Genomic DNA, 22,445 nt, shown 5'->3' on the forward strand with positions numbered 1-22,445 from the left:
AGATTTCCATAATGATGAGATTTCGAACTATCGTGACACTTGTTTAGCCTCTAATCCCTGTACAACCTGGAAAAAAGTAATATGAAAGTCTATTGGTATATATGTAATCAGGGGCAACAATTCCTCTTTACTTTTCGTTTAAAGAGTAGAAAGCTAAAGGAGGATAAAAAACATGAAAAAACACATGTTAATTAGTTGTTTAGTGCTATCTTGCAGTTTTCTTTCCGTTACCCCGGTTATGGCGGAAAAAGTCATTGCCCAGCCTGTGATTGCTAAATCTGCGGTAACAGACGTAAAACAACAACACTCAGCAGATCCCACACAAATAAAAAACATAAATAAAAACAATCTTATTTCCTTAGTGTTAGAGGCGGAAAAACGCTATTTTTACACGAATATTGGTGGCAGCGGCAATGGCACTCAAAAAATGGAAGTTTTTACTTTAGAAGGGCGTGAATATAGGTATCTCTCTTCAGACATTGGGACACATGAAAAGCTTCTTGGCTATTTAATGAAAACCTTCACCAGGAAAGCAAGTGAGAAGTATATAAAGGAACGGTTTATTGAACATAAAGGAAGGATGGCACAGCTGAACGCGGATAAAGGGAATCTTCTCGAATACGGCAAAGCAACAGTAAAACTGATAAAGAAGTCATCTACTACCAGGGAATATAAATTAACCATTCCTTATCCGGAAAATCAAGCGAAGCCTGAGATTGAAACGATTAAAGTAAAGAAAGTAAACGGAGTATGGCGGATTGCTACACCACCGGAACCATTCTTTTAAGATTGGATAATAAGGTTAGAAGAGAAGAAGGCCGTTCCTAATGAGGAATGGCTTTTCGCTTACATTTTATTTTTGTATTTTAAACTCCTCATTTATTTATATCGGTATATAGTAAGTTTATTTAAGTGCATCATTTGCATGCCTTTATGCCTATAAAACTGTCCTTTATACAGATATAATAACGTTACATATAGTGGTAACTATTACAGGATAAAGGGGATGAGCAAATTGAAAAAGGATACTAAAGAGGATCTCCTATTTACGATTGGTGAGATGAAAATAATAATGGTGAATGTAGCAGAGATATATAATTTTGATTTCCAACATCCACAGGTTCTGCGTATCAGTCAAGAAATTGATTCTTTGATTTTTAAATTAATGAAATTAGAAGAAAAACACGCAAAAAACATAACCTTCTGCTGGAGCAGCCTGGTTTTTTAACCAACTTCGTCTATGTGTAATATATCATGACGCTATCGTGGGCTGGCCTGCTTTTATAGGGGTCAGCCCTTTATAATTAAATTAATATCATATGTTAAAATAAGCAAGTGAGTGTTTATTCTGTACATAAAAATAGTTAAATTAATACATGAATATATACTAACTCTATAATAAGGGGACTAATAATTATGAATACAAGCGAAGAACTACAAACGTTTCTTTTAAATAAAGCGAAACAACTCACCGAACAATGGTACAACTCATTAGACAAAAGCGATCCCGCGGGAGTTTATGCTTCTACTGACCCAGATATAATAAAAACTTTAAAGGAACAAAACTTTGAATTTCACCTGCATTTTTGTCAAGTTTTTGTTGAAGAGGAAACGTCGTTTTATCGGAATCTTAATGATTGGATTCTTGAAATTGCGAAGGATGAACAACATTTAAAAACACCAATCCATTTTATCGTAAGAGAGTTTACGAGAGTTCGGCAGCAATACTTGAGTTTCATTAAAGAATTTGTCTCTTTATATGAGAAAAAAATTACGCAGCAACAAATGGAATCATGGAATGAAACGATCATCAATACTTTTGATAGAATTATACTTTGGTTTGTTGAAGAGATTGATAATTATTCAAAAAGTCTATTGAGGGCTCAGCAAGGGAAAATTAATGAATTAAGTTCACCTATTATTACGCTTAATAACAACACAGGATTACTTCCATTAGTCGGAGATATTGATGCTGCAAGAGCAAAATTCATTCTTGAAAACACAATAAACCAATGTGCAAATAAAAAAATTGTCCATCTTTTTATTGATTTATCAGGTGTGGCAAAGATGGATACAATGGTAGCCTATTCAATTTTTCAATTAATAGATGCCTTGAATCTCATCGGCGTAGAATCAACGCTATCGGGGATAAGGCCTGAAATCGCAGCTGCAGCCGTACAACTTGGGCTTTCCTTTGATAAAGCATCTATTACGTCCACTCTTGCTCAAGCAATAACCTTTAACAATGAACGATTGAAGAAAAAATAATACACAGTGCTGCTTTGTCAGCCGGGCGCTTTTTCGAGCTCGCCATAATAGACAGTGACTGTGTCGCTGGCTTTTTTCGCCATTAAAGTCGCTGCCAAACGATGATTTCCATCCGCAACAATCGGGCTGCCCAGAGGCAGTCCGCTTTCCGCTGACTCTTCGGTGTTTGTTTCGTGAATTAAAATCACGGGGTAAGGGAGCGTTCCGTCTCGTAAACTATCACACAAACTTTCCATTTCCCGCCTGTGCGCCTGATCGCTTTGAGGCTCCTCTTCCACGTTGATGCCGGTTTCGTCCATTTCCGCCCATATTTTTTGATAATTGTTGATGAAATCAGCAAATGTGTGGTTGTTTTTTGCGCATACCGGACAGGGATAAGCTGTCTTTTCGCAAGTGCAGGAAAAGCGTTTAAGCCAGGTTGAGCCTGGATTCATGTAAAGCTTCGTTATCTCTTCCACCTGCATCTTTCCCTTTTTCCATCGATGCCCCCTGATTACCCGGTCTTTGAAATTACCTAAACGTTTGCGCCTCGTTTTGCTATCCCAATTCACGACCTTCTCTCGATCGACAGTCAGGTAGTATTTGTATACGTCTCGCCGATCGGCGTTCTCGGTTTTCCCAACAAAATTAACGTAGGGCATACTCAAGTTCCCTCCTGTGCGATTGTGTGTTACAGTCCATTTCTTAAGGAGTTATTACCCTGCCATCATAAACGGTTAAACAAAAGAATCCCGTTTGATACGGTAGCCAATCTGTTTAAAAACCGGGGGGATGAATTACGAAATGAATTTGTTAATCTCGGCTTTTCTCAAACAGAAGCAGAAAGTTATGAGTCCAAACTAGATGAGGGGAAAGTGCTTGTTGTGGTGAAAAGTGACAACAAAGATGTTGGGCTTTTTCTCTAAGTGAATAGTCTAAAAAAGCTAAAAGCCGTTCCTTAAGCAGGACGGCTTTTTTTGCTTGCATAGAGGTTCCTTTTTTATTTTCATCTTTCACCGTAATCAATAATCGGTTTGATTACTTGTGAAATGAGCTTGATCTTTTCAGCCGAACAGCCTTCGAGCATTTCCATAATTTCATTTCGAAGGAAGTCTTCGGAAATGCTGTTTGTTCCATTCAACATATATTCCGGTGTTTTTTCAAGTACGGCACATAATTCGGCTAATCTATCGAGGTTAACGGGTGTCTTACCGCGCTCGATTTTACTTATGTAAGCATTTGAAACATCTAACTGTTCCGCTAATTTCTCCTGGGTTAATCCTTTATCTTCCCGGGCTTTTTTAATTCTTTTCCCTATTACCGAATAATCAAAGCTCATGTATATCACCCAATCAAACTATAACAACGATTAAAATTCCATTACATGCATAATAATTCAAATTGAACCAATTGGTTAATAATGATAAACTAAAGAGTAAATTTTAACTATTAGGTTTACACATCTGGGTCAAAGTAGAGTTACAAGGGCAGGCAAACGCACAATCTGCGTGAAAGCTGTTGAAGGAGAGGTAGTTCATGGCAAACCGGCGAAATATGGGGATTGAGGATACTCCACTTAAGCTTGCGAATGAAATTACAGCGATTGTGAACCGTGCATGGGAAGACGGCTCCTTTTTGGAAAATGTAACACCTGTTACCCGCGATCTCTTGCAGTATTGGTTTTCTGATGTGTTTTGTGATATGCGGCCGTTTAATTTCCATCCCGGACAGAAACAGGCCATTTTGAATATGATTTACATTCACGAGGTATGGCAACAAGCCAAATACCAGTACCCCAAGTATTGCATGAAAATGGCCACAGGAACAGGAAAAACATGGGTTATAGCCGCTTTGCTCATCTGGCAATATTTAAATGCAGAAGAAGATAAGCCAACGGAAAGGTATTCGAAGCATTTTCTGTTAGCAGTTCCAGGCCTTATTATGTATGAGCGTCTGCTTGACTCTTATCTCGGTAAAGAAATGGAAGATAACATAAGAAATTTTGCAACGTCTGATTTCAAAAAGTTCGAAGCCCTATTTGTTCCTCCTGCCTATAAAGCTGTCCTTTTTAATTTCCTGCAAACATCTGTTGTATCGAAAGAGGAGATTGGCCGTAAGGTAACAGGGGATGAAATGGTTGCCATTACTAATGGGAACTATTTAAGTCGAAGAGAACTTGATTTTCTTGCAAAGCTTTCTGAGCTGGTTGTATTTAGTATGGAAGCGGAATGGCAAACAAGCCTCAATAAGACCCACATTGTTGTGAGTTTTGATTTAAAGTCAGCTATCCGTCAAGGGGTGGTTAAAACCATTGTACTTAACTGTCCCAGGGAATTAGCAGTGGAAGACCAGGATTATAAAGCCGTTCATGATGGAAGGAAAGCGATTGCCTTATCTGAAGGTCAAAAGCTGCTGCTGCGGGCTGGCCTGCAAAAACTTCGTATTTTAGAAAGGGAATTTGGGAAGTTTACGAAAGGCCATAAAGGGCTTGAAGGAAAGTATCCCAAAATGCTCGTTATTTGTGAAGATACAACCGTTTCTCCACTTGTAACGGAATTCCTTACTGCACATGAGCGGTTAAGTGAAGAAGATGTAATCCAGATTGATTCCGGCTGGAAGGGAAAGGTCTCAGAGAAGGAATGGAAAGAGATCAAGCAGCGGTTGTTTAATGTAGATCATTGCGAAAAGCCGAAGGTCATTGTATCCGCCTTAATGCTGCGTGAGGGATTTGATGTCAATAATATTTGTGTAATTGTCCCCTTGCGTTCATCTGAAGCTCCTATTTTGCTGGAACAAATTGCCGGTCGAGGGTTGCGATTAATGTGGCGTGAACCAGAGTTTCTGGAGAGTAAAGCAGAAAATCGGATTCGGGTTTTGGAAAAGCAGCAGGAGCCGAATAACTATCTGGATATTCTCAGCATTGTTGAGCACCCGGCGTTCCTACAATCTTATGAAGATGCAATGCAGGAAGGGCTGGTTGGCGAAACAGAAGCAGTTCCGAATCATCGGGAAAGTATAGTAGGTGATATGATTCATACAGGGCTCAAAGACAATTACCAGGACTATGATTTGTTCTGGCCCGTAATTGCACGGGAACAAGAAGAAAAGTTGCAAGTCATCGTTACGAAGCAATTCTTCTCGGAAGTTAGTGAATTGCGAATGCGTAAAAATTTCGCTTTGAATCTAGTTAAAACAATATATAAAAAGCTGCCTTATCCATCTAACAAAGGAGAGTTTGAAAAATTCTTCATGCTGTTCTGTGATCGGGATAGTAAAGTAGACGCGTTTGTAAAGATCAATGAATATTATCATTCCTTTGCTAGCATCACGTACGTTCGTACAGATGGAATGCTTGCTTCTTACTGCCCGGATTTTATGGTGAAAATGGGAGGCGAATTATTTGTTGTAGAAACAAAAGCGCAAAAAGAACTGGAAGAGGCAAACGTGAAGCAAAAACAGTACAGTGCTTTAGAGTGGATTGCGAGAGTGAATCAGCTACGTTCTGAAAATCGTATGGATTGTGAATGGAGTTATGTATTGTTAGGGGAAGCGGCGTTTTATGAGATGCTTGCCAATGGAGCTTTAGCTAAAGATGTGTTCGATTGGGCGAAGCTGGATAAGGCAAAAATCGGGCATAGGCAACGTTAAAATGATTTACTTTAAGCTATCAGGAGGGCTCCCCATTAACTACCTTTCTTATTTGCATACGGAAAAAGGATTTATCGAAAGTATCATTCAGTATAGATTTTTATCCGGAATTTTTTACGGTTTTATGGTGTCCCTTTTTCTTTACAATCTATTGTTGTTCTTTTCACTTAAAGAGAAAGTGTATTTGTATTTTTCCTTAATCGCTTTAGCCCTTGTGGTTGCTTCGCAGGTATTTAGTTTATTAGGTGTGTTTCCTTTTCATCCGTTGTTTTTCGGGGCGATTTCCACAGTAGGGGCTGCATTAGAGGCCATCCTCGTATCTCTTGTGCTTGCGGATAAAATTAATATTCTAAAAAAACAACGGGAAGACGAGCAAAAATTGTTTAATCAAAGGCTGGAATTGCTGGAAAAATTGTCAACGATCGATAGCTTAACACAGCTTTATAATCGTTATAAAGTAGAGAATGTTCTAAAAAGCAAGGTAGAGCTGGGGGAACAACTCGGCGAGCCGCTTTCTCTTATCCTGCTGGATATTGATTATTTTAAACAGGTGAATGATAGGTATGGCCATCAAGAGGGAGATAAAGTGTTAACGGCCTTTGCGGGGCTCCTAAAGGAAACGGTTCGTGATACCGATATAGTGGGACGCTGGGGCGGGGAAGAATTTATGATCGTTTGTCCAAATACTTCTCTAGGTGATGCAACTAGGCTGGCTGACATGTTACGAGAAAAGATTGAACAGTATTCATTTCCTATCGTCCGGCAAAAAACAAGCAGCTTTGGTGTCTCCTGCTATCAGAAGGGAGACGAAAGCAGCCAGCTCATTTCAAGAGCAGATCAAGCGCTGTATAAAGCAAAAGAAAAGGGCAGAAATAGGGTGGAAGTAGAATACGGTGCAACAGCATAATAGTTATGTTCATTCCCACTGAAGGAAGAGTGAGATTCCATAATAATCACTATATAAGTTAAAGCAGCCGTTCTGGATTGAAACCAGAACGGCTGCTTTTTTTAGTCCCATAATTTCAATTTCATCAGCATTATCTGCTGGTATCATCTCATCACAAGAAAGGTTCGATAAGTTAGCTGCTCTTGGGTTAAATACTTCCGAATCTAGTATAATGAGAGTGGCGTGCAAAAGTAGTAATTATCAAAAATATGAAGATAGAGGCTTATTTTTAAGCGAGCATAGACGGTGTTATGATGAAATTATTGACTATTGTAATAAACTGGTTTATAAGGGGAATCTAGAACCCAAAAGAGGAAAAGGGAAGCAGGATACGAAATATCCACTACTTTCTTTATCTATCCCTCATTTTGGCCACTATCAAGTTGATACATATGAATCGAGTAAAAAAGCTGGCAGTAGGTTTAATGAAAGAGAAGCTGACAAAATAGCTGCATGGATAAAAAAATATTTTAAAGATATTGAAATGGCATATACAGAAGAGGAACCAAAGAATCTTATTGGCATCATTACTCCGTTTAAAATGCAAGTTAGAAAGATAAAGAATGCATTGCCACCCGCTGTTAAAGATTATATTGATGTGGGAACTGTTCATGCATTTCAAGGAGGAGAAAGAAAAGTTATTATCATGTCCACAGTATACGGAAAAAATGATGGCTGTTTTTTCATTGATGCTAACAAAAGCTTATTAACATTTGGAGGGGGTTCTAGGATATAATTTTAAAGAAAGAGGAGAGTAAAATATCTCACATCCTAAAAACCTAGTTGACAACGTGGATTAATTGGTATTAAAATCAGTTTATAAAATTTTTTGAAAAGTAATACGGAACCGAATTGTTTTTTACCGCATAGGCTAAAGCGTGGTTGAATGTTGATTATGTCAGTCAGCATTGTCAAGAAAGGAGGAAACGATGAAGATTTCAAGCAGAGGCGAGTATTCATTGCGCGCTCTCATTGTGCTAGGCCAGCATACAGATCAGGTTATCCCGATTAATGAAATTGCGGCACAAACGCTCGTTCCTGTTCAGTACCTTGAACAGATTCTTCTGCAGTTAAAGATGCATGGCTTTGTCAAAAGCAAGCGCGGGGCGCAGGGTGGATACACCTTATGTAAGCAGCCGGCGGAGATTTGCATCGGGGAAGTAGTCCGGAAGCTGGAGGGACCGCTTGCTCCTATGGGCTGCGTGAGCTTAACTTCATATGAATCCTGCTCCATGGAAGGCAACTGCCTGCTGAAGCCACTCTGGGCATTAGTACGGGATACAATCGCACACGTGCTGGATAATACTACACTAAAGGATTTACTTGCGGGAAATATTGGAATTAGGGAATTAGGGGGAGTGGAGCATGTCTAGACACAACGATCACCCGGGAGTCGAGCTCATTCTGCAAGCACTCGAAGAGATCGAATACGGCTCTCTGGTGATTACCATTCATGATTCGAAAATTACCCAGGTGGAAAAAACGGTAAAAAGTCGCTTTCCGCTGGAGAGCAAGACGTTTCCCGCAGAAGCTCATTCAACTTTTTCCCCTAAAAAATAAACACCACAATTCAATACGCCGATCGGACGACCGAAGGCTCCTCGTTTCCTGCATACCGGACTGGTATGCGGACAACAGGGAGCCTTTTTTTCTACCCACAAAAAAGGAGGAATCTATCATGTCTGACATCATTTTGCTTTCCGGCAGCCCTTCACTTGCTTCACGTTCCACTGCTGTCCTCACCTACATCGAGGAACTCATTTCCAGGGAGGAAATTTCAGCTTCTTCCTTATCCCTCCGCGACCTGCCGGCCGAGGAACTTCTGTATGGGTATTATGACAGCCCGGCCATCCAGGAGGCCGCCGAAAGAATAACAAAAGCAAAAGCGGTCGTGATTGCTACACCTGTATACAAAGCCGCCTATACCGGTTTTTTAAAAATCTTTCTCGACCTGCTGCCCCGCGATGCGCTGCAAGATAAAATCGTTCTCCCGATTGCGGTTGGGGGAACACTGGCGCACCTGTTAACCATTGACTACGCCCTTAAGCCCGTTTTAAATGCGCTCGGTGCACGGTATATCTACAGCGGGGTTTACATTCTCGACTCCCAGATCGAGCGCTCAGGCTTGCACCTCCGCATTGAGGACGATATCAAACACCGGATTCATAAAGCTGTTCAACAACTCATTTTTGAATACAAGCAACAACATCACCCTATTTTTCAAAAGGGAGGGGAATCGTGATGAAACATAGGAAAATAAGGTCAAGGCTAATCCTCTTTCTCATGATTACAGCATTGGCCGCTCTCACCATGCTGGCCGGCTGCTCACCGGGGGCGAAAGAAGGGAAGGCTGCCGACAGTCCTGAGCAGCATACGATCCGGATTGGGTACCAGAAGTTCGGCACGCTCAACATCCTGAAGGCCCAGGGAACGCTTGAGAAGCAGGCAAAGCTGCTCGGTATTTCAGTGGAATGGATTCAATTCCCGGCAGGGCCGCAGCTGCTGGAAGCGATGCACGTTGGCAGCATCGACATCGGGCATACAGGAGAAGCCCCGCCTATTTTTGCGCAGGCTGCCGACACGCCGCTTGTCTATGTTGGAAACGAACCGCCGAATCCGGCAGGGGAAGCCATCCTCGTTCCGAAAAACTCTCCGATTCGGACACTGGCTGATTTAAAAGGAAAAAAAGTAGCGCTCAACAAAGGATCAAATGTTCACTACCTTCTGGTTAAGGCTCTGGAAAGCGCCGGTTTAAAGTACACAGACATCCAGCCGGTCTACCTTCCGCCTGCAGATGGCAGATCCGCTTTTGAGAGGGGCAGCGTGGATGCATGGGTCATCTGGGATCCGTTCTATACCGCTGCACAACGGGCCACACAGGCGCGGGTGCTCGTGGATGGAAAGGGATTGGTCGCCAACCGTGAATTTATTCTCGCCTCTCGCTCCTTTGCCAAAGATCAGTCAAAAGCCCTCGCCCTTGTCCTGGATGAACTGAAGAAGACGGACAACTGGGTGAAACAAAACCCGCAGAAGGTTGCGGAATTCTTATCGCCCCAGATTGGCATCGACGTTGATTCATTGAAAGAAGTGCTTGCGCGAAGAACATTTGATGTCCAGTCGATCGATTCAAATGTCCTGAAGGAGCAGCAGAAAATCGCGGATACCTTCTACCAGGTTAAGCTTATCCCAAAGCAGCTTACCGTTAAGGACGCGGTTGTAAATAATTAACTAACTATACTTTTCAAAAAAGGAGAGCGAGTAAAATGGAAGTTTTCTGGTTTATTCCAACACATGGGGACAGTCGTTATCTTGGAACAGCGACAGGGGGGCGTGCTTTCACGTACTCTTATATGCGTCAGATTGCTCAGGCGGCTGATGAACTCGGTTTTGCAGGGGCGCTGCTGCCTACCGGGCGCTCGTGCGAAGACTCATGGATTGCTGCTTCTTCCTTAATCGCGGCCACACAGAGACTGCGTTTCCTGGTTGCTGTTCGTCCGGGTATTATGTCACCCGCCGTCGCAGCACGCATGGCGGCTACGTTTGACCGCCTTTCCAATGGCCGCCTGCTGGTTAATGTGGTGACCGGCGGCGATCCGGTTGAACTGGCCGGTGACGGGCTGCACCTGAGCCATAGCGAGCGATATAAACTAACCGATGAATTCCTCACTGTCTGGCGTGAAATCATGGCAGGGGAAACCGTAGACTTTTCCGGGGATCATCTTGAAATTAATGAAGGGAAGCTCCTGTATCCGCCGATTCAGCAGCCTCACCCGCCGCTCTACTTCGGCGGATCCTCCGCGGCCGGCCAGGAAGTGGCGGCCAAACATATCGACGTTTACCTGACATGGGGGGAAGCGCCGCAGCAGGTCGCCGAGAAAATCAGGCAGGTTCGTGAAGCGGCGGCAAAGCACGGCCGTACGGTCCGCTTCGGCATCCGCCTGCATGTTATCGTACGCGAGACAGAAAAAGAAGCCTGGGAGGCGGCAAACGAACTTATTAAATACGTGGATGACGATATGATCGCGGCTGCCCAGCGCACGTTTGCCCGTTTTGATTCGGAGGGCCAGCGGAGAATGACTGAGCTTCATGGCGGCAGCCGGGGGTCACTCGAAATCAGCCCGAACCTGTGGGCAGGGGTCGGACTGGTGCGCGGCGGAGCGGGGACGGCTCTGGTTGGTGATCCCGCTGCAGTAGCAGCACGCATGAAGGAGTATACAGATCTTGGCATCGAGACCTTTATTATGTCCGGCTATCCTCATCTCGAAGAAGCTTACCGGGTAGCGGAACTTCTCTTCCCGCACCTGCCGCTTGAAGCGAATAAAAAGCAGGAAGAAAGCCAGATTATCAGTCCGTTCGGTGAAATTATCGCCAATTCTTATTATCCGGAGAAAAAAGAGGTGGCAGCCGGTGAAGAAAGCATTTCATAATCTGGTAAGCGACACACTGCTGCCCTGGAGCCTGCCGGTACTTCTGTTGATTGCCTGGCAAGTTGCAGCCCAGAGCGGCTGGCTTTCTTCCGGCATCCTTTCCTCACCGCTTGATGTACTCCGGGCAGCCATCCGCTTAGTAAAATCCGGCGAACTCTTTCAGTATATTGGCACGAGTTCCTGGCGGGCGCTCATTGGGTTTGCGATTGGCGGCAGCATCGGCTTATTCCTTGGCCTGCTTGCCGGGCTGTTTAGTATAGCGGAAAAGCTGTTCGATACCTCGATCCAGATGCTGCGGAACATTCCGCATCTGGCGCTCATCCCGCTTGTCATTCTCTGGTTTGGGATCGAAGAAGGGGCAAAGCTGTTTTTGGTCGCGCTTGGGGTGTTATTTCCAGTCTACCTCAATACCTTTCATGGGATCCGTTCGGTTGACGCAAAGCTAGTTGAGATGGGTCGAATCTACGGTCTGCGTGGATTTGCGTTATTCCGCCATATTATTTTCCCGGCTGCCCTTCCCTCCATTCTGGTTGGCATCCGGTTCGCTCTCGGGATCATGTGGGTGACCCTGATTGTAGCGGAAACGATTTCCGCCAATTCCGGGATCGGATACATGGCTATGAATGCCCGGGAGTTTATGCAGATTGATGTCGTGATCGTCAGTATTTTGCTGTACGCCTTGCTTGGCAAACTATCCGATTACATTGCGAAAGTGGCGGAAAGAAGATTTCTGGCGTGGAATCCAAATTACAGGAAGGGCAGCGCTTAACTCCATTTACGAGAAAGGAAAGGGGATAACCAGCTATGAGGGCAGGAATGCGTGGAGCACATGTGAAGCTTATAAACATCGGAAAATCGTTCGGCAGCCATCCTGTTTTGCAGCAGATTAACTTGGAAATTAAACCGGGCGACTTCATCGCGATTGTAGGGAAGAGCGGCTGCGGCAAGAGTACCCTGCTTCGCCTCATTGCGGGGCTCGACCAGCCTTCAGAAGGAACCTTGCTTATGAACGGAAAGCCTTTATCCGGTATTGACCCTGCTGCGCGTGTGATGTTTCAGGAAGGAAGGCTGCTGCCCTGGAAGCGGGTGCTTGACAATATCGGTCTGGGCCTCTCTAAAGACTGGCGCAAGAAGGCGGAACAGGCACTTGAGCAGGTGGGTCTTTCAGAGCGGGCCCATGAATGGCCTGCCGTTCTGTCCGGTGGGCAGCAGCAGCGGGTTGCACTGGCACGTGCGCTCGTGAATGAACCGCGCCTGCTTTTGCTCGATGAACCATTAGGCGCTCTGGATGCTCTTACCCGGCTTGAGATGCAGCGCCTGATTGAAGGCCTGTGGCTGGAGCATCAGTTTACCGCTCTTTTTGTTACGCATGATGTGGAAGAAGCCGTGGCGCTGGCAAACCGGGTGATTCTCATCGAAGAAGGCAGCGTGGTGATGGACTATTCGATTACTCTGCCGCGTCCCCGCCAGCGCAGCCATGCGGCTGTCGCATCGATCGCCGGGAAAATTCTCGAGCGTATTATGGGAACAGACGAGACGGCTAAATCCGCCGGTGTTGCTGTTCATTCCCGTTGAAAGAAGAGGAAAGTAAGCTAAAGCAGCCTATCTGGTCTCAATCCAGAGAGGCTGCTTTTTTAGGAGGATGTCTCAAAAGAAGCTTTGGGACGCGCTCCTTACGAACAAAGTCATCCCCGCTTTCCTTTTCCCACATTTCTTTACCAAGTCCCCAAAGTGCATCGGAGAACTTCTTTGGTTTTCTGATGACAATGATTTCGTCGATATGTCGTCCTCTAATAAAACAATGTAAGGAAAACTAACAAGTGTGTTGGCACGTATCGAATCGATATGTTAAATATTAATTACGAATAATTTTGAAAAAGTAGAATTTTAAAAAAATATTTAAGAGGAGAAGGATCTTATGCAAATTCAGGAGCAGATGAAACAAGGGGTACATATTCAACATCCTTTGGAGCCATTAACATCTGAAGAAATTACAAAAGCAGTTGCGATTTTACGAGAGAAACAGAATGTAAGCAGCACTGCAAGATTCGCACAGGTCGTATTACAAGAACCTTTAAAAGAAGTAGTCTTAAATTATCAAGCAGGAGATCCTATCGATCGTGAAGCCTTCATTATTATTTTAGATAATGCGACAGAAAAAACGTACGAAGCAGTTGTTTCGATAACAAATGAAGAGGTCGTCTCATGGGAGCATATTCCAGACGTGCAGCCAGGCTTTATGCTGGATGAGTTTGAAGAATGTGAACGAGCGGTGAAAAATAATCCCGAATATCAGGCTGCTCTATTAAAACGTGGTGTGACGAATCCTGATTTGGTGATGATTGACCCCTGGTCTGCCGGTTACTTTAATGTGGAAGAAGATGAAGGAAAAAGGGTAGCACGTGCATTAGCCTGGGTCAGAAAATTCCCAAATGACAATGGGTATGCTTATCCGCTGACAGGCCTTATTGCCGTAGTTGATTTAAATAAGATGGAAGTCATGCGGATAGAAGATTACGCTGTGAAGCCTTTGCCTCCTTTAGATGGAAACTACACACCGGAAACCGCTGATTCTATTGAATTACGGAAAGATTTAAAACCATTAGAGATCATCCAGCCGGAAGGTCCTGGCTTTGAAGTGGATGGACATCATATCCGCTGGCAAAAATGGGATTTCCGTTTCAGCTTCACTCCGAGAGAAGGACTTGTTCTACACACAATAGGATATGAAGATAAGGGAAAGATTCGTCCGATCCTTTATCGTGCTTCATTAGCAGAAATGGTCGTTCCTTATGCGGAAGCAAGTGACATGCACAACCGTCAAAATGCGTTTGATGCCGGGGAATATGGGATGGGTCAATTAGCTAACTCCTTAACCCTTGGCTGTGATTGTCTGGGTGAAATTCGCTATTTTGATGCGGTTATGACAGACAGCAGGGGAAATATAAAAACCATTCCTAATGCCATTTGCCTGCATGAGGAAGATTATGGAGTTGCCTGGAAACATACAGATTGGAGAACAGAAGAAGTAGAAGTACGACGTTCGCGCCGCCTGGTCATCTCATTTTTCGCAACGGTTGCCAACTATGATTATGGATTCTTCTGGTCTTTCTATCAAGATGGAACGATGGAGATGGAAGTCAAATTAACAGGAATGTTAAATACGGGTGCCCTTGATGAAGGCGAAAAACCGAAGTATGGAACGATGATAGCGCCGCAGCTGAATGCACCTTTCCATCAGCATTTCTTTAACTTCCGTCTCGATACACAATTAGATGGAACCAACAATTCCGTGGTGGAAATTAATACAGTACCGGAAACGAGAGGGGAGCATAATCCTTATCATAACGCGTTCCATATCGAAGCAAAAACCTTTAAAACAGAGCAAGAAGCCCAGCGCATTATGGATCTGGCCTCTCAGCGCACATGGAAAATCATCAACCCGAATTCTTTAAACGCTGTGGGACAGCCGGTAGGATATAAGATTATGCCGGGTGAAAACTGCCTTCCTTTCGCCTACGATGATTCTAGTCTCATTAAACGGGCAGGATTTATTAAAAATCATTTGCACGTGACAAAATTTGACCGTGATGAAATGTATGCCTCCGGAAAATATCCGAACCAGCACAAAGGCGGTGATGGATTAACAAAATATGCCCAGGCCAACCGCAATATTGAGAATGAAGATATCGTGGTGTGGTATACAATGGGCCACCACCATATTACTCGCCCGGAAGATTGGCCGGTCATGCCAACTGCTTATATTAACTTCCAATTAAAACCGGTTGGGTTCTTCGATCGCAACCCTGCGCTTGATTTACCGCGTCCTACACCCAAATCGTGCCATACGAAAGCCGGTTCTTCCTGCCAGCATTAATTTAGGGGAAAAAGGAGTTGGAATCTCTTCCGCCAGCTCCTTTTTTCATAACGGAAAGCAAAATTAAATTGTTGGAGGTGGACTATGTTACTGAGCATTAGTGTACTTATCGTGGTACTTTTTACAATCTATTATGGAACCAAGGTTTATCTGAACAAACAACATGTAAGCCCAATGACAGGAAAAAGTATCACGATGGCTATGGGGATGGTAAGCAGTTTGATGGTCGGCTTGTTTTCAGCCATTCCACTTCAAGGTCAGTTAGCTGTTTCCACCGTTTTGGCTATCCTGATAAGTATGCTTATCGCTTATTTTATTGGTCGGCCTTTCGGCTCACTGGCTGTAGTAGAAGCGCTGGCTGCCAGTCTGATGGGAAGTATGATGGGAGCGATGTTAGGAGAGATGCTGCCGGCCAATCATACTGCACTTTTCATTATCTCCATGGATGTCATTTACCTTTTCAGCGTTTCTTCTATTATGAGGCTTATTTATAAGGAAACCGTGGACGTCAATCATACGGAAAGTAAACCAAATATGATGAGTCATGATCACCATCACATGGTGAAAGAGTAGAGGAGGTTATACTATGATTGATACAGGAGATACAACATGGATGCTGGTTGCTACAGCGATTGTGATTTTTATGCATGTACCAGGTCTCGCCCTTTTTTATGGGGGACTTGTCAGTGAACGAAACGTTGTTTCCACAATGATGCATAGTTTTGTCAGTCTTTTGATTGTTAGTGTGGTTTGGGTACTGTGGGGATACAGCCTTAGCTTCGGACCAGATGCTGCAGGGGTGATAGGAAAACTTGATTATTTAGGGTTTAACGGAGTAGGGGAGGAAGCAGCTCTTGGTACGCTCACGGTTCCTCACTATGTCTTTGCCATATTTCAATGTGCTTTTGCGGCCATTACGGTTGCCATTATCTCTGGAGGCATTGCAGGCCGTATTTCCTTTGGGGCATGGGTTCTCTTTTCGGCTTTATGGGTAACATTTGTTTATGCACCAATGGCTCATTGGGTATGGGGCGGCGGATGGCTGTTTAAAATGGGTGAACTGGATTTTGCGGGCGGAACTGTCGTCCATATTCTGTCGGGTGTTAGTGCTCTTACAGCTGCCCTAGTGATTGGTCCCAGGTTTGAACATTTAAAGAGAGATCATGCCCCGCACAATATTGTCCTTTTCCTAATAGGGGCCGCTACCCTTTGGTTTGGCTGGTTTGGTTTTAATGCGGGAAGTGCCCTTGCTGCTAATGGTGTAACAGCACTTGCTTTTGCTAACACACATATGGCTGCATGTGCAGCGGGGATTGGCTGGCTTGCTATCGAATGGATCATACGAAAACGGCCGACTCTTGTTGGTACTGCCACCGGAGCGATTGCCGGATTGGTTGCCATTACCCCTGCAGCAGGATTTGTGACGGTACCTTCCGCTTTAATCATAGGAGTTATTTCTGCCCCTGTTTGTTATTTTGCCATACATTTTATCAAGGCACGTTTTAAATATGATGATACATTAGATGCTTTTGGGGTTCATGGTATAGGCGGTATATGGGGGGCTGTTGCTACGGGCATTTTCGCGACGAAAGATGTAAATCCAGCTGGAAATAATGGCTTGCTTTATGGTAACCCCGGGCAGCTTGTTCATCAATGTGTGGGTGTAGCTACAGCGATTGTCTTAGCAACCGCAGGGACGTTCATTATTTTAAAAGTAATCAGCTTATTTATATCATTACGTGTAAGCAAAGAAGAAGAATTGATGGGCTTAGACCTAAGTTTTCATGAAGAACCCGCCTATAATACAATTACTCAATCAGCAGATGTAACCATAGAAATTCCGAAGTCGAGTTAAGATGCTTCCTGATTTATACAAGCAAAGGTTTCTTAATTAAATGGTTATTATAAAGAGGGGGCTGAGCTACAAGTAGAAATCTGCTTGTAGTTCAGCCCCTTTTTCAGAGTAATTACTTATGCTTCGATTCCGGATAGTACCCTTTAATCTTCTTCCAGTTTTCATGGTTAAGCTTGTTGCGGTCAACAGAGTCCGGCTTTGAGAAATCCAAATCTGCCGGATACTGCGAGGCTAAAGAAGCGGTTGAATTGGCTGCAGCCGGCTGCTGAGGCTTCGTGCCGTTTTCTTCGGTCCAATACTTTGTTTGCTCCATCGAATAAGGAGTAAAGTCAGGACGATCCGTGAAGGAGTTAATCATCGGGATCGAGGCAGCCTCAAACTGGGTCATCGGCTGCAAGCCCAGAATCAGTTCCATTGTCCGGAGCATAGACGGCGTGTCATAGAACGTACTATCAACTTTGCCGATTTGTGTATACGGGCTGATTGCCAGCGCTACACTTCTGTGGGCATCGACATGGTCTACACCGCCCTGGGCATCATCCTCTACCACAAAGACAGCCGTTTCCTTCCAGTACTTCGAGTGGCTTACCGTATCAACGAGTTTGCCCAAAGCGTAGTCATTCTGTGCCACCATCTGTTGCGGACCCCACTTCGATCCGCCGGTATGGTCATTTGGTAAATAGACGACTTCCAATTGCGGAAGGTTTCCGTTCTTCTCAAATTGCCTGAACTCCTTCTCCCATTCATTGTATCGAGCCGTGTCGGAAATGCTCAAATCCCAGCTTGGATAATTCGGATCATAGTTACCCCCGAAGTCAGTCGTACTCGCATTATTAGGCAAATACTGTTTAGTGGCCGGGTCATAGTTATAGGCGAACTCCCCATAATTCCGGAAGGTCAGGCCTGCCTTCATAGCAACATCCCATATATACCCTTCTTTTGATTTTGTGTAAGGAGCATCGTCCAGTATGCTGCCGCCCCCGCCGGCGTCAAAATCATAATCACGGTTTCGTCCGGAATAGTTAGCAAGCCAGTTCTTTTGTACATAATCATTGGCTTTACCCGCGGTTGTCCAGTTATGGCCATCGGCACTAACCTCAGCATCTGCATAGAAGTTGTCCAGGGTCACAAACTGGCTGGCAAGCTTATGATGGTTCGGTGTTACGTCCTTACCATACAGAGCCAGGCTCGGATCGCCGTTTCCTTTACCTAGATCACCGAATACGTGGTCATAGGTTTGGTTCTCCTTAATGACATAAATCACATGCTTAATCGGTGAAGCGTCTTTACCGGCAAAGCGTGGAATCGGGAAGTCTTCTTTCCCTTTCATGTTTTTCCACCAGTTGTTATCTTTTGCTTCTTTAACACGGTTATTATCGTTTGTCTGTTCCGTGTACTTCTTTAGCTGCTGCCCATCGGGCACATCAATGAAAGACATCGTGCCTTTTACCATGTTTCCAAGCCATTCTTTCGTCTGGCTATTCGGACCGGCGCCAAGTCCTTTGGCATTAAGAACCATAAGCTGTTTTTCATCCTGGCCCAGGTAAACACCTGTTGGGTACCAGGCCGTTGGGATAAGCCCCTTGACCTTAGCCTCCGCCGGATTCGAGTTTTTTCCAAGATCAATCACAGCAATGTCATTGTTCAGTGCATTTGCTACGTAAAGCGTTTTTCCATCCGGGCTTACTGTTAAGGCATCCGGTTGGCTGCCTGTCGGTGCACCACGGTAGGGAGCGAGGGAAATGGTTTTGACTGCCTGCAGCTTTTTCGAGTCGATTACGGATATCTCGTCACTGTCCGAATTAGCTACATAAATGGCTCCGTTTGCCGGGTTTTCCACGATGGCATTCGGGTGCAGTCCTACCGGGATGGTCTTTTTAACGGTCAAATCTTTCGTATTCAGGACCGTAACGCTGCTTTCACCCCAGTTGCTGACGTACAATGTGCTTCCATCACGGCTTACAACTGCTGCGTAGGGGCTTTTCCCAACGGGAGAAGTTGCGGCGATCTGCTGGGCAGCGAGGTCGATACGAGAGACGGAATGATTCGTGTTATTCGCCACATAAAGGGATTTGCCGTCCGGCGACACCGAAATTCCTGCGGGATAAAAACTCGTATTGCTTTGATCCTTCATCAGGATCGGTGCTTGTTCGGCAAGTGTGCCGTTCGTAAAGTCGAACACCCGAATCTTGTTATTGCCGCCTGCGGAAGCATACATTTTCTTGCCATCAGGGCTGAAAGCCACTCCGATATACAAGGCTTCAGGAGACTCATAGGAAATGGTTTGCACCACTGTTTTCTTTTCCGTATCTACTACCTGCAGGGACTGTGTGCCCGTTCCGGCGTTTGCTACAACAAGGTATTTCCGATCCGGGGTCAGTGCGCCTCCCATAGGGAAATTCCCCAAATTCACCTGGGTTCCAGCGGGTTTCAGATACCAGCCGCCGGATGTTACTGCTGTGCCGTCACCCTGGGGACCGGCTAATAACGTATAGGCTGCAGACGCACTTGAACCGAGAAGTAAGGATACCAGTGCGGCCCCTGCAATTATTTTTTTGTGCTTACCTTTCAACTTCATATGTATGCCTCTCTCTTTCTTCGATGTATTTTGCCGTTCATAAAAGAAGCATAAGCCTTAAATGTAAAGGCAGGGTTTTGAAAACATAAAGAAAATATAAACGGCAAGCCTATGAAAAGAACAAATTCTTTTTAAATCTAACAATCCGAAAATAAGAACTAGGTTCATTTGTTCAAGCGGCGGGTTCTTTTTATAGTTGTTTTGGACGACCTCCGTTCTATCAAATACTCTGCTAGTTATTTGGTAGTGTGTGATTCGCCCGTATTTATAGCAAATAAGTATTATTTTGCCGCGGTTTACTTTAACTTAACGTTGCGATCATAAAGGTTTAACACCGTGCACTGTAAGATGAATTTGCAAGGAATAATAAATTTTTCTTACATAACAAAAAACATTGCAAAGGGAGGAAAGAAACGAATGAAGAAGATCGGAACCGGAAAAAAAGTCGCTTCTATTATACTGGCAGCATCGCTGCTTGGTTCGGGATCAGCGTTTGCAGCCCATTCTATTTTTCCAGGACCACAGGGAGATGGAACGGGAGTCACAACGAATAATTGGACGCTAACTCCGGCAGGAAAACAAGTAAATCTTGGAAATAAGCCATTTGGCGGCGTAATCAGCCCGGACCATCGCTATCTTGTCGTATCCAATAACGGGTCTCCTAAGTCTTTGCAAGTCGTAGATTTAGAGCAGCAAAAGATCGTTTCCGAAGTGAAACCTCCGGAAGGCTTGTATATCGGGGCAGCCTTTAGTCCGGATGGAAAGACGGTTTATGCTTCAGGGACGAAGAATAAGATTACCGTATTTAAATTCGATAACGGAACTTTGACTGAGCAAAGCCCCATTGTTATGCAAGATGCTGCACATAAGAATACAACCTTCTCTCCTGCAGGAATCTCCGTCTCAGCAGACGGAAAGTCCCTATACGTAGCCAATAACTTGAATCATTCCGTCTCCCGTATTGACTTGACAACAGGTCAGTTGAGCGCCACAACGCCGGTCGGGAAGAACCCTTATATGGCCCTGCTCAGCCGGGACGGGAATACATTGTATGTCAGCAACTGGGGAGAAAGCAGCATTTCTGTCCTGGATCCGAACAGTTTAACCGTAAAGAAAACCATCCCTGTAGGCTTACATCCGAATGCCATCGTGGAAAATCCGGTAAACGGCTCCATTTATGTGGCTAATTCGGATAGCGACGAGATATCGGTCATTGACTCGAAAAAGCTGCAGGCAGTGCAGACACTCTCCCTTTCACCGTATAAGGGAGCGCCGACAGGTACTCAACCCAATGCTCTGACAGTCAGCCCGGATGGGAAAACGCTTTATGTATCCAATGCCGGCAATAACGATATTGCTGTTATCGACCTTGGCGGTGAAAAAAATCACGCTGAACCGAAAATCAAAGGACTCATTCCTACCGCATGGTATCCGTCCGGTGTTTTCCTTAGTGAAGATGGAACAAAAATGATGGTACTTAACGCGAAAGGACTTGGGGCCGGGCCAAATGCTCAGCACCAGTATATCGGAAGTTTAATCAATGGTACGCTGTCCTTCGTTGATGTCCCTGGCGATCATGAGTTGAAAAAGTATACGAAACAGGTGGAGGAAAACAACCAGGGTAACAGGGGGAAAGAAGAGGGCTGGCTTAAGGAAATGGAAGGGGAGAAGAAACTTCCAATCCCACGATTTGCAAGTGAACATTCTCCGATTAAGCATGTGATTTATGTGATTAAAGAAAATCGGACATATGATCAAGTGTTCGGTGATTTACCGAAAGGCAACGGTGACCCAAGCCTGACGGAATTTGGCGAGAAGATAACCCCGAACCTTCATAAGCTTGCCAATCAATTTGTAACGCTTGATAACTTCTACGAAGATGGGGAATGCAGCGCGGATGGGCACGATTGGTCGACTGCCGCGAAGGCAAACGACTATAAGGAAAAAGGATACCGGGCTGGCGATCATATTTATGATTTCCGTGGACAAGACCCTGCGGACTACTCAGAAGAAGGGCACTTATGGAACAACGCTGCGAAGTCCGGCGTGACCTTCCGCAATTACGGAGAATTTATGGTTTACAACAAGAACAAAGCACAATGGGAACCAACTGATCCTACGATGGGCAATAATTATGACCCGAATTATCCGGGTTGGGATATGAATATCCGCGATCTTGTCCGTTACAACGAATGGGAGAAAGAATTTAAGCAATTCGAGCAAAATGGAAATCTACCGCAGCTGCAAATGATGTATCTCCCGCATGACCATACATCGGGAACGACGCCGGGAGTACAAACGCCGCAGGCAATGGTAGCGGAAAATGACTATGCAGTCGGCAAAATCGTTGATACAGTCAGCCATTCGAAATACTGGAAAGACACGGCCATCTTCGTAGTAGAAGATGATGCGCAGGCCGGTCCGGACCACGTGGATGCCCACCGTACAGAAGCGCTGGTCATTAGTCCTTACACGCAAACCGGGAAATTGGACAGCACATTCTATGATACGAACTCCATGCTTCGGACAATGGAATTAATCCTTGGCATGAAGCCGATGAGCCAATTTGATGCGGCGGCTACGCCAATGCTCAATGCTTTTACCAGCCAGCCGGATTTTGCTCCTTATAAGGTGGAGGAGCCAAAATATTCAATCGAAACACTGAACGGCCAGAACGCACCGGCAGCAGAAACTTCTAAACAATTGAATTTCTCAAAGCCGGATGCTGCCGACCAGGATAAGCTAAACCGGGCAATTTGGAAGGCTACAAAGGGTGATCAGCCATATCCGGAGCCAAACCACAAGCAATAGGAAGATTCACCCGCACCAGGCCCCGGCAATTGGGGCCTGATGTGCTTCAAACAGAA

At 44.7% G+C, this 22,445-nt stretch carries 21 protein-coding genes; 18 read left to right on the top strand and 3 right to left on the bottom strand.

Features of this window, described 5'->3' with window-relative positions; all coding sequences use genetic code 11:
- Positions 1 to 172 precede the first annotated feature (172 nt).
- The 3 genes from MBEAL2_RS23145 to MBEAL2_RS23155 all read left to right on the top strand — a co-directional run bounded on the left by MBEAL2_RS23145 (position 173) and on the right by MBEAL2_RS23155 (position 2,268).
- The gene (locus MBEAL2_RS23145; protein ID WP_052947939.1) at positions 173 to 787 is read left to right on the top strand and encodes a DL-endopeptidase inhibitor IseA family protein; all 615 of its coding nucleotides are present in this window, start codon (positions 173 to 175) and stop codon (positions 785 to 787) included.
- 219 nt (positions 788 to 1,006) lie between these two features.
- Positions 1,007 to 1,228, top strand: coding sequence for an aspartyl-phosphate phosphatase Spo0E family protein (locus tag MBEAL2_RS23150; protein ID WP_082130118.1), 222 nt, complete (start codon positions 1,007 to 1,009; stop codon positions 1,226 to 1,228).
- A gap of 188 nt (positions 1,229 to 1,416) precedes the next feature.
- Positions 1,417 to 2,268: an STAS domain-containing protein gene (locus tag MBEAL2_RS23155; protein ID WP_047154610.1), complete on the top strand. Its 852-nt coding sequence runs from the start codon at positions 1,417 to 1,419 to the stop codon at positions 2,266 to 2,268.
- 17 nt (positions 2,269 to 2,285) lie between these two features.
- Here MBEAL2_RS23155 and MBEAL2_RS23160 read toward each other — a convergent pair whose 3' ends face one another.
- A complete protein-coding gene (locus MBEAL2_RS23160; protein WP_047154611.1) occupies positions 2,286 to 2,909 on the bottom strand; it encodes a hypothetical protein in 624 nt (207 codons plus the stop codon).
- Positions 2,910 to 2,933: 24 nt separating this feature from the next.
- On the opposite strand from MBEAL2_RS23160, the gene MBEAL2_RS23165 reads away from it, so the two are divergent.
- Positions 2,934 to 3,173 carry a YflT domain-containing protein gene (locus MBEAL2_RS23165; protein ID WP_052947940.1) on the top strand — a complete coding sequence of 80 codons (240 nt, stop codon included), beginning with the start codon at positions 2,934 to 2,936 and terminating at the stop codon, positions 3,171 to 3,173.
- A gap of 80 nt (positions 3,174 to 3,253) precedes the next feature.
- On the opposite strand, the gene MBEAL2_RS23170 is transcribed toward MBEAL2_RS23165, so the two are convergent.
- Complete coding sequence (locus MBEAL2_RS23170; protein ID WP_047154612.1) at positions 3,254 to 3,586, bottom strand: helix-turn-helix domain-containing protein; 333 nt, start codon at positions 3,584 to 3,586, stop codon at positions 3,254 to 3,256.
- A gap of 197 nt (positions 3,587 to 3,783) precedes the next feature.
- Between MBEAL2_RS23170 and MBEAL2_RS23175 the strand changes: the two genes are divergently transcribed.
- The 13 genes from MBEAL2_RS23175 to MBEAL2_RS23235 all read left to right on the top strand — a co-directional run bounded on the left by MBEAL2_RS23175 (position 3,784) and on the right by MBEAL2_RS23235 (position 17,000).
- Positions 3,784 to 5,895 (top strand): DEAD/DEAH box helicase family protein, encoded by a 2,112-nt coding sequence (locus tag MBEAL2_RS23175; RefSeq protein ID WP_047154613.1) that lies wholly within the window; start codon positions 3,784 to 3,786, stop codon positions 5,893 to 5,895.
- A gap of 1 nt (position 5,896) precedes the next feature.
- Positions 5,897 to 6,802, top strand: a complete 906-nt coding sequence (locus tag MBEAL2_RS29660) for a GGDEF domain-containing protein (protein WP_161798276.1) — start codon at positions 5,897 to 5,899, stop codon at positions 6,800 to 6,802.
- Between the two features lie 217 nt (positions 6,803 to 7,019).
- Entirely contained in the window at positions 7,020 to 7,577 is a 558-nt protein-coding gene (locus MBEAL2_RS23185; protein ID WP_047154614.1) for a DEAD/DEAH box helicase, read from the top strand.
- A gap of 193 nt (positions 7,578 to 7,770) precedes the next feature.
- Entirely contained in the window at positions 7,771 to 8,214 is a 444-nt protein-coding gene (locus tag MBEAL2_RS23190) for an RrF2 family transcriptional regulator (RefSeq protein WP_047154615.1), read from the top strand.
- Positions 8,207 to 8,401, top strand: coding sequence for a YezD family protein (locus MBEAL2_RS23195; RefSeq protein WP_047154616.1), 195 nt, complete (start codon positions 8,207 to 8,209; stop codon positions 8,399 to 8,401). Before MBEAL2_RS23190 ends, MBEAL2_RS23195 begins: the two co-directional genes overlap by 8 nt.
- A 118-nt stretch (positions 8,402 to 8,519) precedes the next feature.
- Positions 8,520 to 9,083: an NADPH-dependent FMN reductase gene (ssuE, locus tag MBEAL2_RS23200; RefSeq protein ID WP_047154617.1), complete on the top strand. Its 564-nt coding sequence runs from the start codon at positions 8,520 to 8,522 to the stop codon at positions 9,081 to 9,083.
- The gene (locus MBEAL2_RS23205; protein ID WP_047154618.1) at positions 9,083 to 10,069 is read left to right on the top strand and encodes a sulfonate ABC transporter substrate-binding protein; all 987 of its coding nucleotides are present in this window, start codon (positions 9,083 to 9,085) and stop codon (positions 10,067 to 10,069) included. The genes ssuE and MBEAL2_RS23205 overlap by 1 nt, the downstream gene beginning before the upstream one ends.
- Before the next feature lie 35 nt (positions 10,070 to 10,104).
- The gene (ssuD, locus tag MBEAL2_RS23210; RefSeq protein ID WP_047154619.1) at positions 10,105 to 11,268 is read left to right on the top strand and encodes an FMNH2-dependent alkanesulfonate monooxygenase; all 1,164 of its coding nucleotides are present in this window, start codon (positions 10,105 to 10,107) and stop codon (positions 11,266 to 11,268) included.
- Positions 11,249 to 12,037: an aliphatic sulfonate ABC transporter permease SsuC gene (gene ssuC / locus MBEAL2_RS23215; RefSeq protein WP_047154620.1), complete on the top strand. Its 789-nt coding sequence runs from the start codon at positions 11,249 to 11,251 to the stop codon at positions 12,035 to 12,037. Before ssuD ends, ssuC begins: the two co-directional genes overlap by 20 nt.
- 35 nt (positions 12,038 to 12,072) lie before the next feature.
- Complete coding sequence (locus MBEAL2_RS23220) at positions 12,073 to 12,843, top strand: ATP-binding cassette domain-containing protein (RefSeq protein WP_047154621.1); 771 nt, start codon at positions 12,073 to 12,075, stop codon at positions 12,841 to 12,843.
- Between the two features lie 343 nt (positions 12,844 to 13,186).
- Positions 13,187 to 15,145, top strand: a complete 1,959-nt coding sequence (locus MBEAL2_RS23225) for a primary-amine oxidase (protein ID WP_047154622.1) — start codon at positions 13,187 to 13,189, stop codon at positions 15,143 to 15,145.
- A gap of 84 nt (positions 15,146 to 15,229) precedes the next feature.
- A complete protein-coding gene (locus MBEAL2_RS23230) occupies positions 15,230 to 15,718 on the top strand; it encodes a hypothetical protein (protein ID WP_047154623.1) in 489 nt (162 codons plus the stop codon).
- A gap of 16 nt (positions 15,719 to 15,734) precedes the next feature.
- A complete protein-coding gene (locus tag MBEAL2_RS23235; RefSeq protein WP_201780845.1) occupies positions 15,735 to 17,000 on the top strand; it encodes an ammonium transporter in 1,266 nt (421 codons plus the stop codon).
- A 112-nt stretch (positions 17,001 to 17,112) separates the two neighbouring features.
- Here the strand turns inward: MBEAL2_RS23235 and MBEAL2_RS23240 are convergent, their stop codons facing one another.
- A complete protein-coding gene (locus MBEAL2_RS23240; RefSeq protein ID WP_052947942.1) occupies positions 17,113 to 19,578 on the bottom strand; it encodes a bifunctional YncE family protein/alkaline phosphatase family protein in 2,466 nt (821 codons plus the stop codon).
- Between the two features lie 417 nt (positions 19,579 to 19,995).
- Here MBEAL2_RS23240 and MBEAL2_RS23245 point away from each other — a divergent pair, with 417 nt between their 5' ends.
- Positions 19,996 to 22,389 carry a bifunctional YncE family protein/alkaline phosphatase family protein gene (locus MBEAL2_RS23245; RefSeq protein WP_052947943.1) on the top strand — a complete coding sequence of 798 codons (2,394 nt, stop codon included), beginning with the start codon at positions 19,996 to 19,998 and terminating at the stop codon, positions 22,387 to 22,389.
- Positions 22,390 to 22,445: the final 56 nt, after the last annotated feature.

The organism is Aneurinibacillus tyrosinisolvens, assembly GCF_001015055.1.
GTDB classification, from domain to species: domain Bacteria; phylum Bacillota; class Bacilli; order Aneurinibacillales; family Aneurinibacillaceae; genus Aneurinibacillus_A; species Aneurinibacillus_A tyrosinisolvens.

Coding starts and splice junctions, on each gene's coding strand:
- MBEAL2_RS23145 (WP_052947939.1), top strand. CDS start 173: ATGAAAAAACACATGTTAATTAGTTGTTTAGTGCTATCTTGCAGTTTT.
- MBEAL2_RS23150 (WP_082130118.1), top strand. CDS start 1,007: ATGAGCAAATTGAAAAAGGATACTAAAGAGGATCTCCTATTTACGATT.
- MBEAL2_RS23155 (WP_047154610.1), top strand. CDS start 1,417: ATGAATACAAGCGAAGAACTACAAACGTTTCTTTTAAATAAAGCGAAA.
- MBEAL2_RS23160 (WP_047154611.1), bottom strand. CDS start 2,909: ATGCCCTACGTTAATTTTGTTGGGAAAACCGAGAACGCCGATCGGCGA.
- MBEAL2_RS23170 (WP_047154612.1), bottom strand. CDS start 3,586: ATGAGCTTTGATTATTCGGTAATAGGGAAAAGAATTAAAAAAGCCCGG.
- MBEAL2_RS23175 (WP_047154613.1), top strand. CDS start 3,784: ATGGCAAACCGGCGAAATATGGGGATTGAGGATACTCCACTTAAGCTT.
- MBEAL2_RS29660 (WP_161798276.1), top strand. CDS start 5,897: ATGATTTACTTTAAGCTATCAGGAGGGCTCCCCATTAACTACCTTTCT.
- MBEAL2_RS23190 (WP_047154615.1), top strand. CDS start 7,771: ATGAAGATTTCAAGCAGAGGCGAGTATTCATTGCGCGCTCTCATTGTG.
- MBEAL2_RS23195 (WP_047154616.1), top strand. CDS start 8,207: ATGTCTAGACACAACGATCACCCGGGAGTCGAGCTCATTCTGCAAGCA.
- ssuE (WP_047154617.1), top strand. CDS start 8,520: ATGTCTGACATCATTTTGCTTTCCGGCAGCCCTTCACTTGCTTCACGT.
- MBEAL2_RS23205 (WP_047154618.1), top strand. CDS start 9,083: ATGAAACATAGGAAAATAAGGTCAAGGCTAATCCTCTTTCTCATGATT.
- ssuD (WP_047154619.1), top strand. CDS start 10,105: ATGGAAGTTTTCTGGTTTATTCCAACACATGGGGACAGTCGTTATCTT.
- MBEAL2_RS23220 (WP_047154621.1), top strand. CDS start 12,073: ATGAGGGCAGGAATGCGTGGAGCACATGTGAAGCTTATAAACATCGGA.
- MBEAL2_RS23225 (WP_047154622.1), top strand. CDS start 13,187: ATGCAAATTCAGGAGCAGATGAAACAAGGGGTACATATTCAACATCCT.
- MBEAL2_RS23230 (WP_047154623.1), top strand. CDS start 15,230: ATGTTACTGAGCATTAGTGTACTTATCGTGGTACTTTTTACAATCTAT.
- MBEAL2_RS23240 (WP_052947942.1), bottom strand. CDS start 19,578: ATGAAGTTGAAAGGTAAGCACAAAAAAATAATTGCAGGGGCCGCACTG.
- MBEAL2_RS23245 (WP_052947943.1), top strand. CDS start 19,996: ATGAAGAAGATCGGAACCGGAAAAAAAGTCGCTTCTATTATACTGGCA.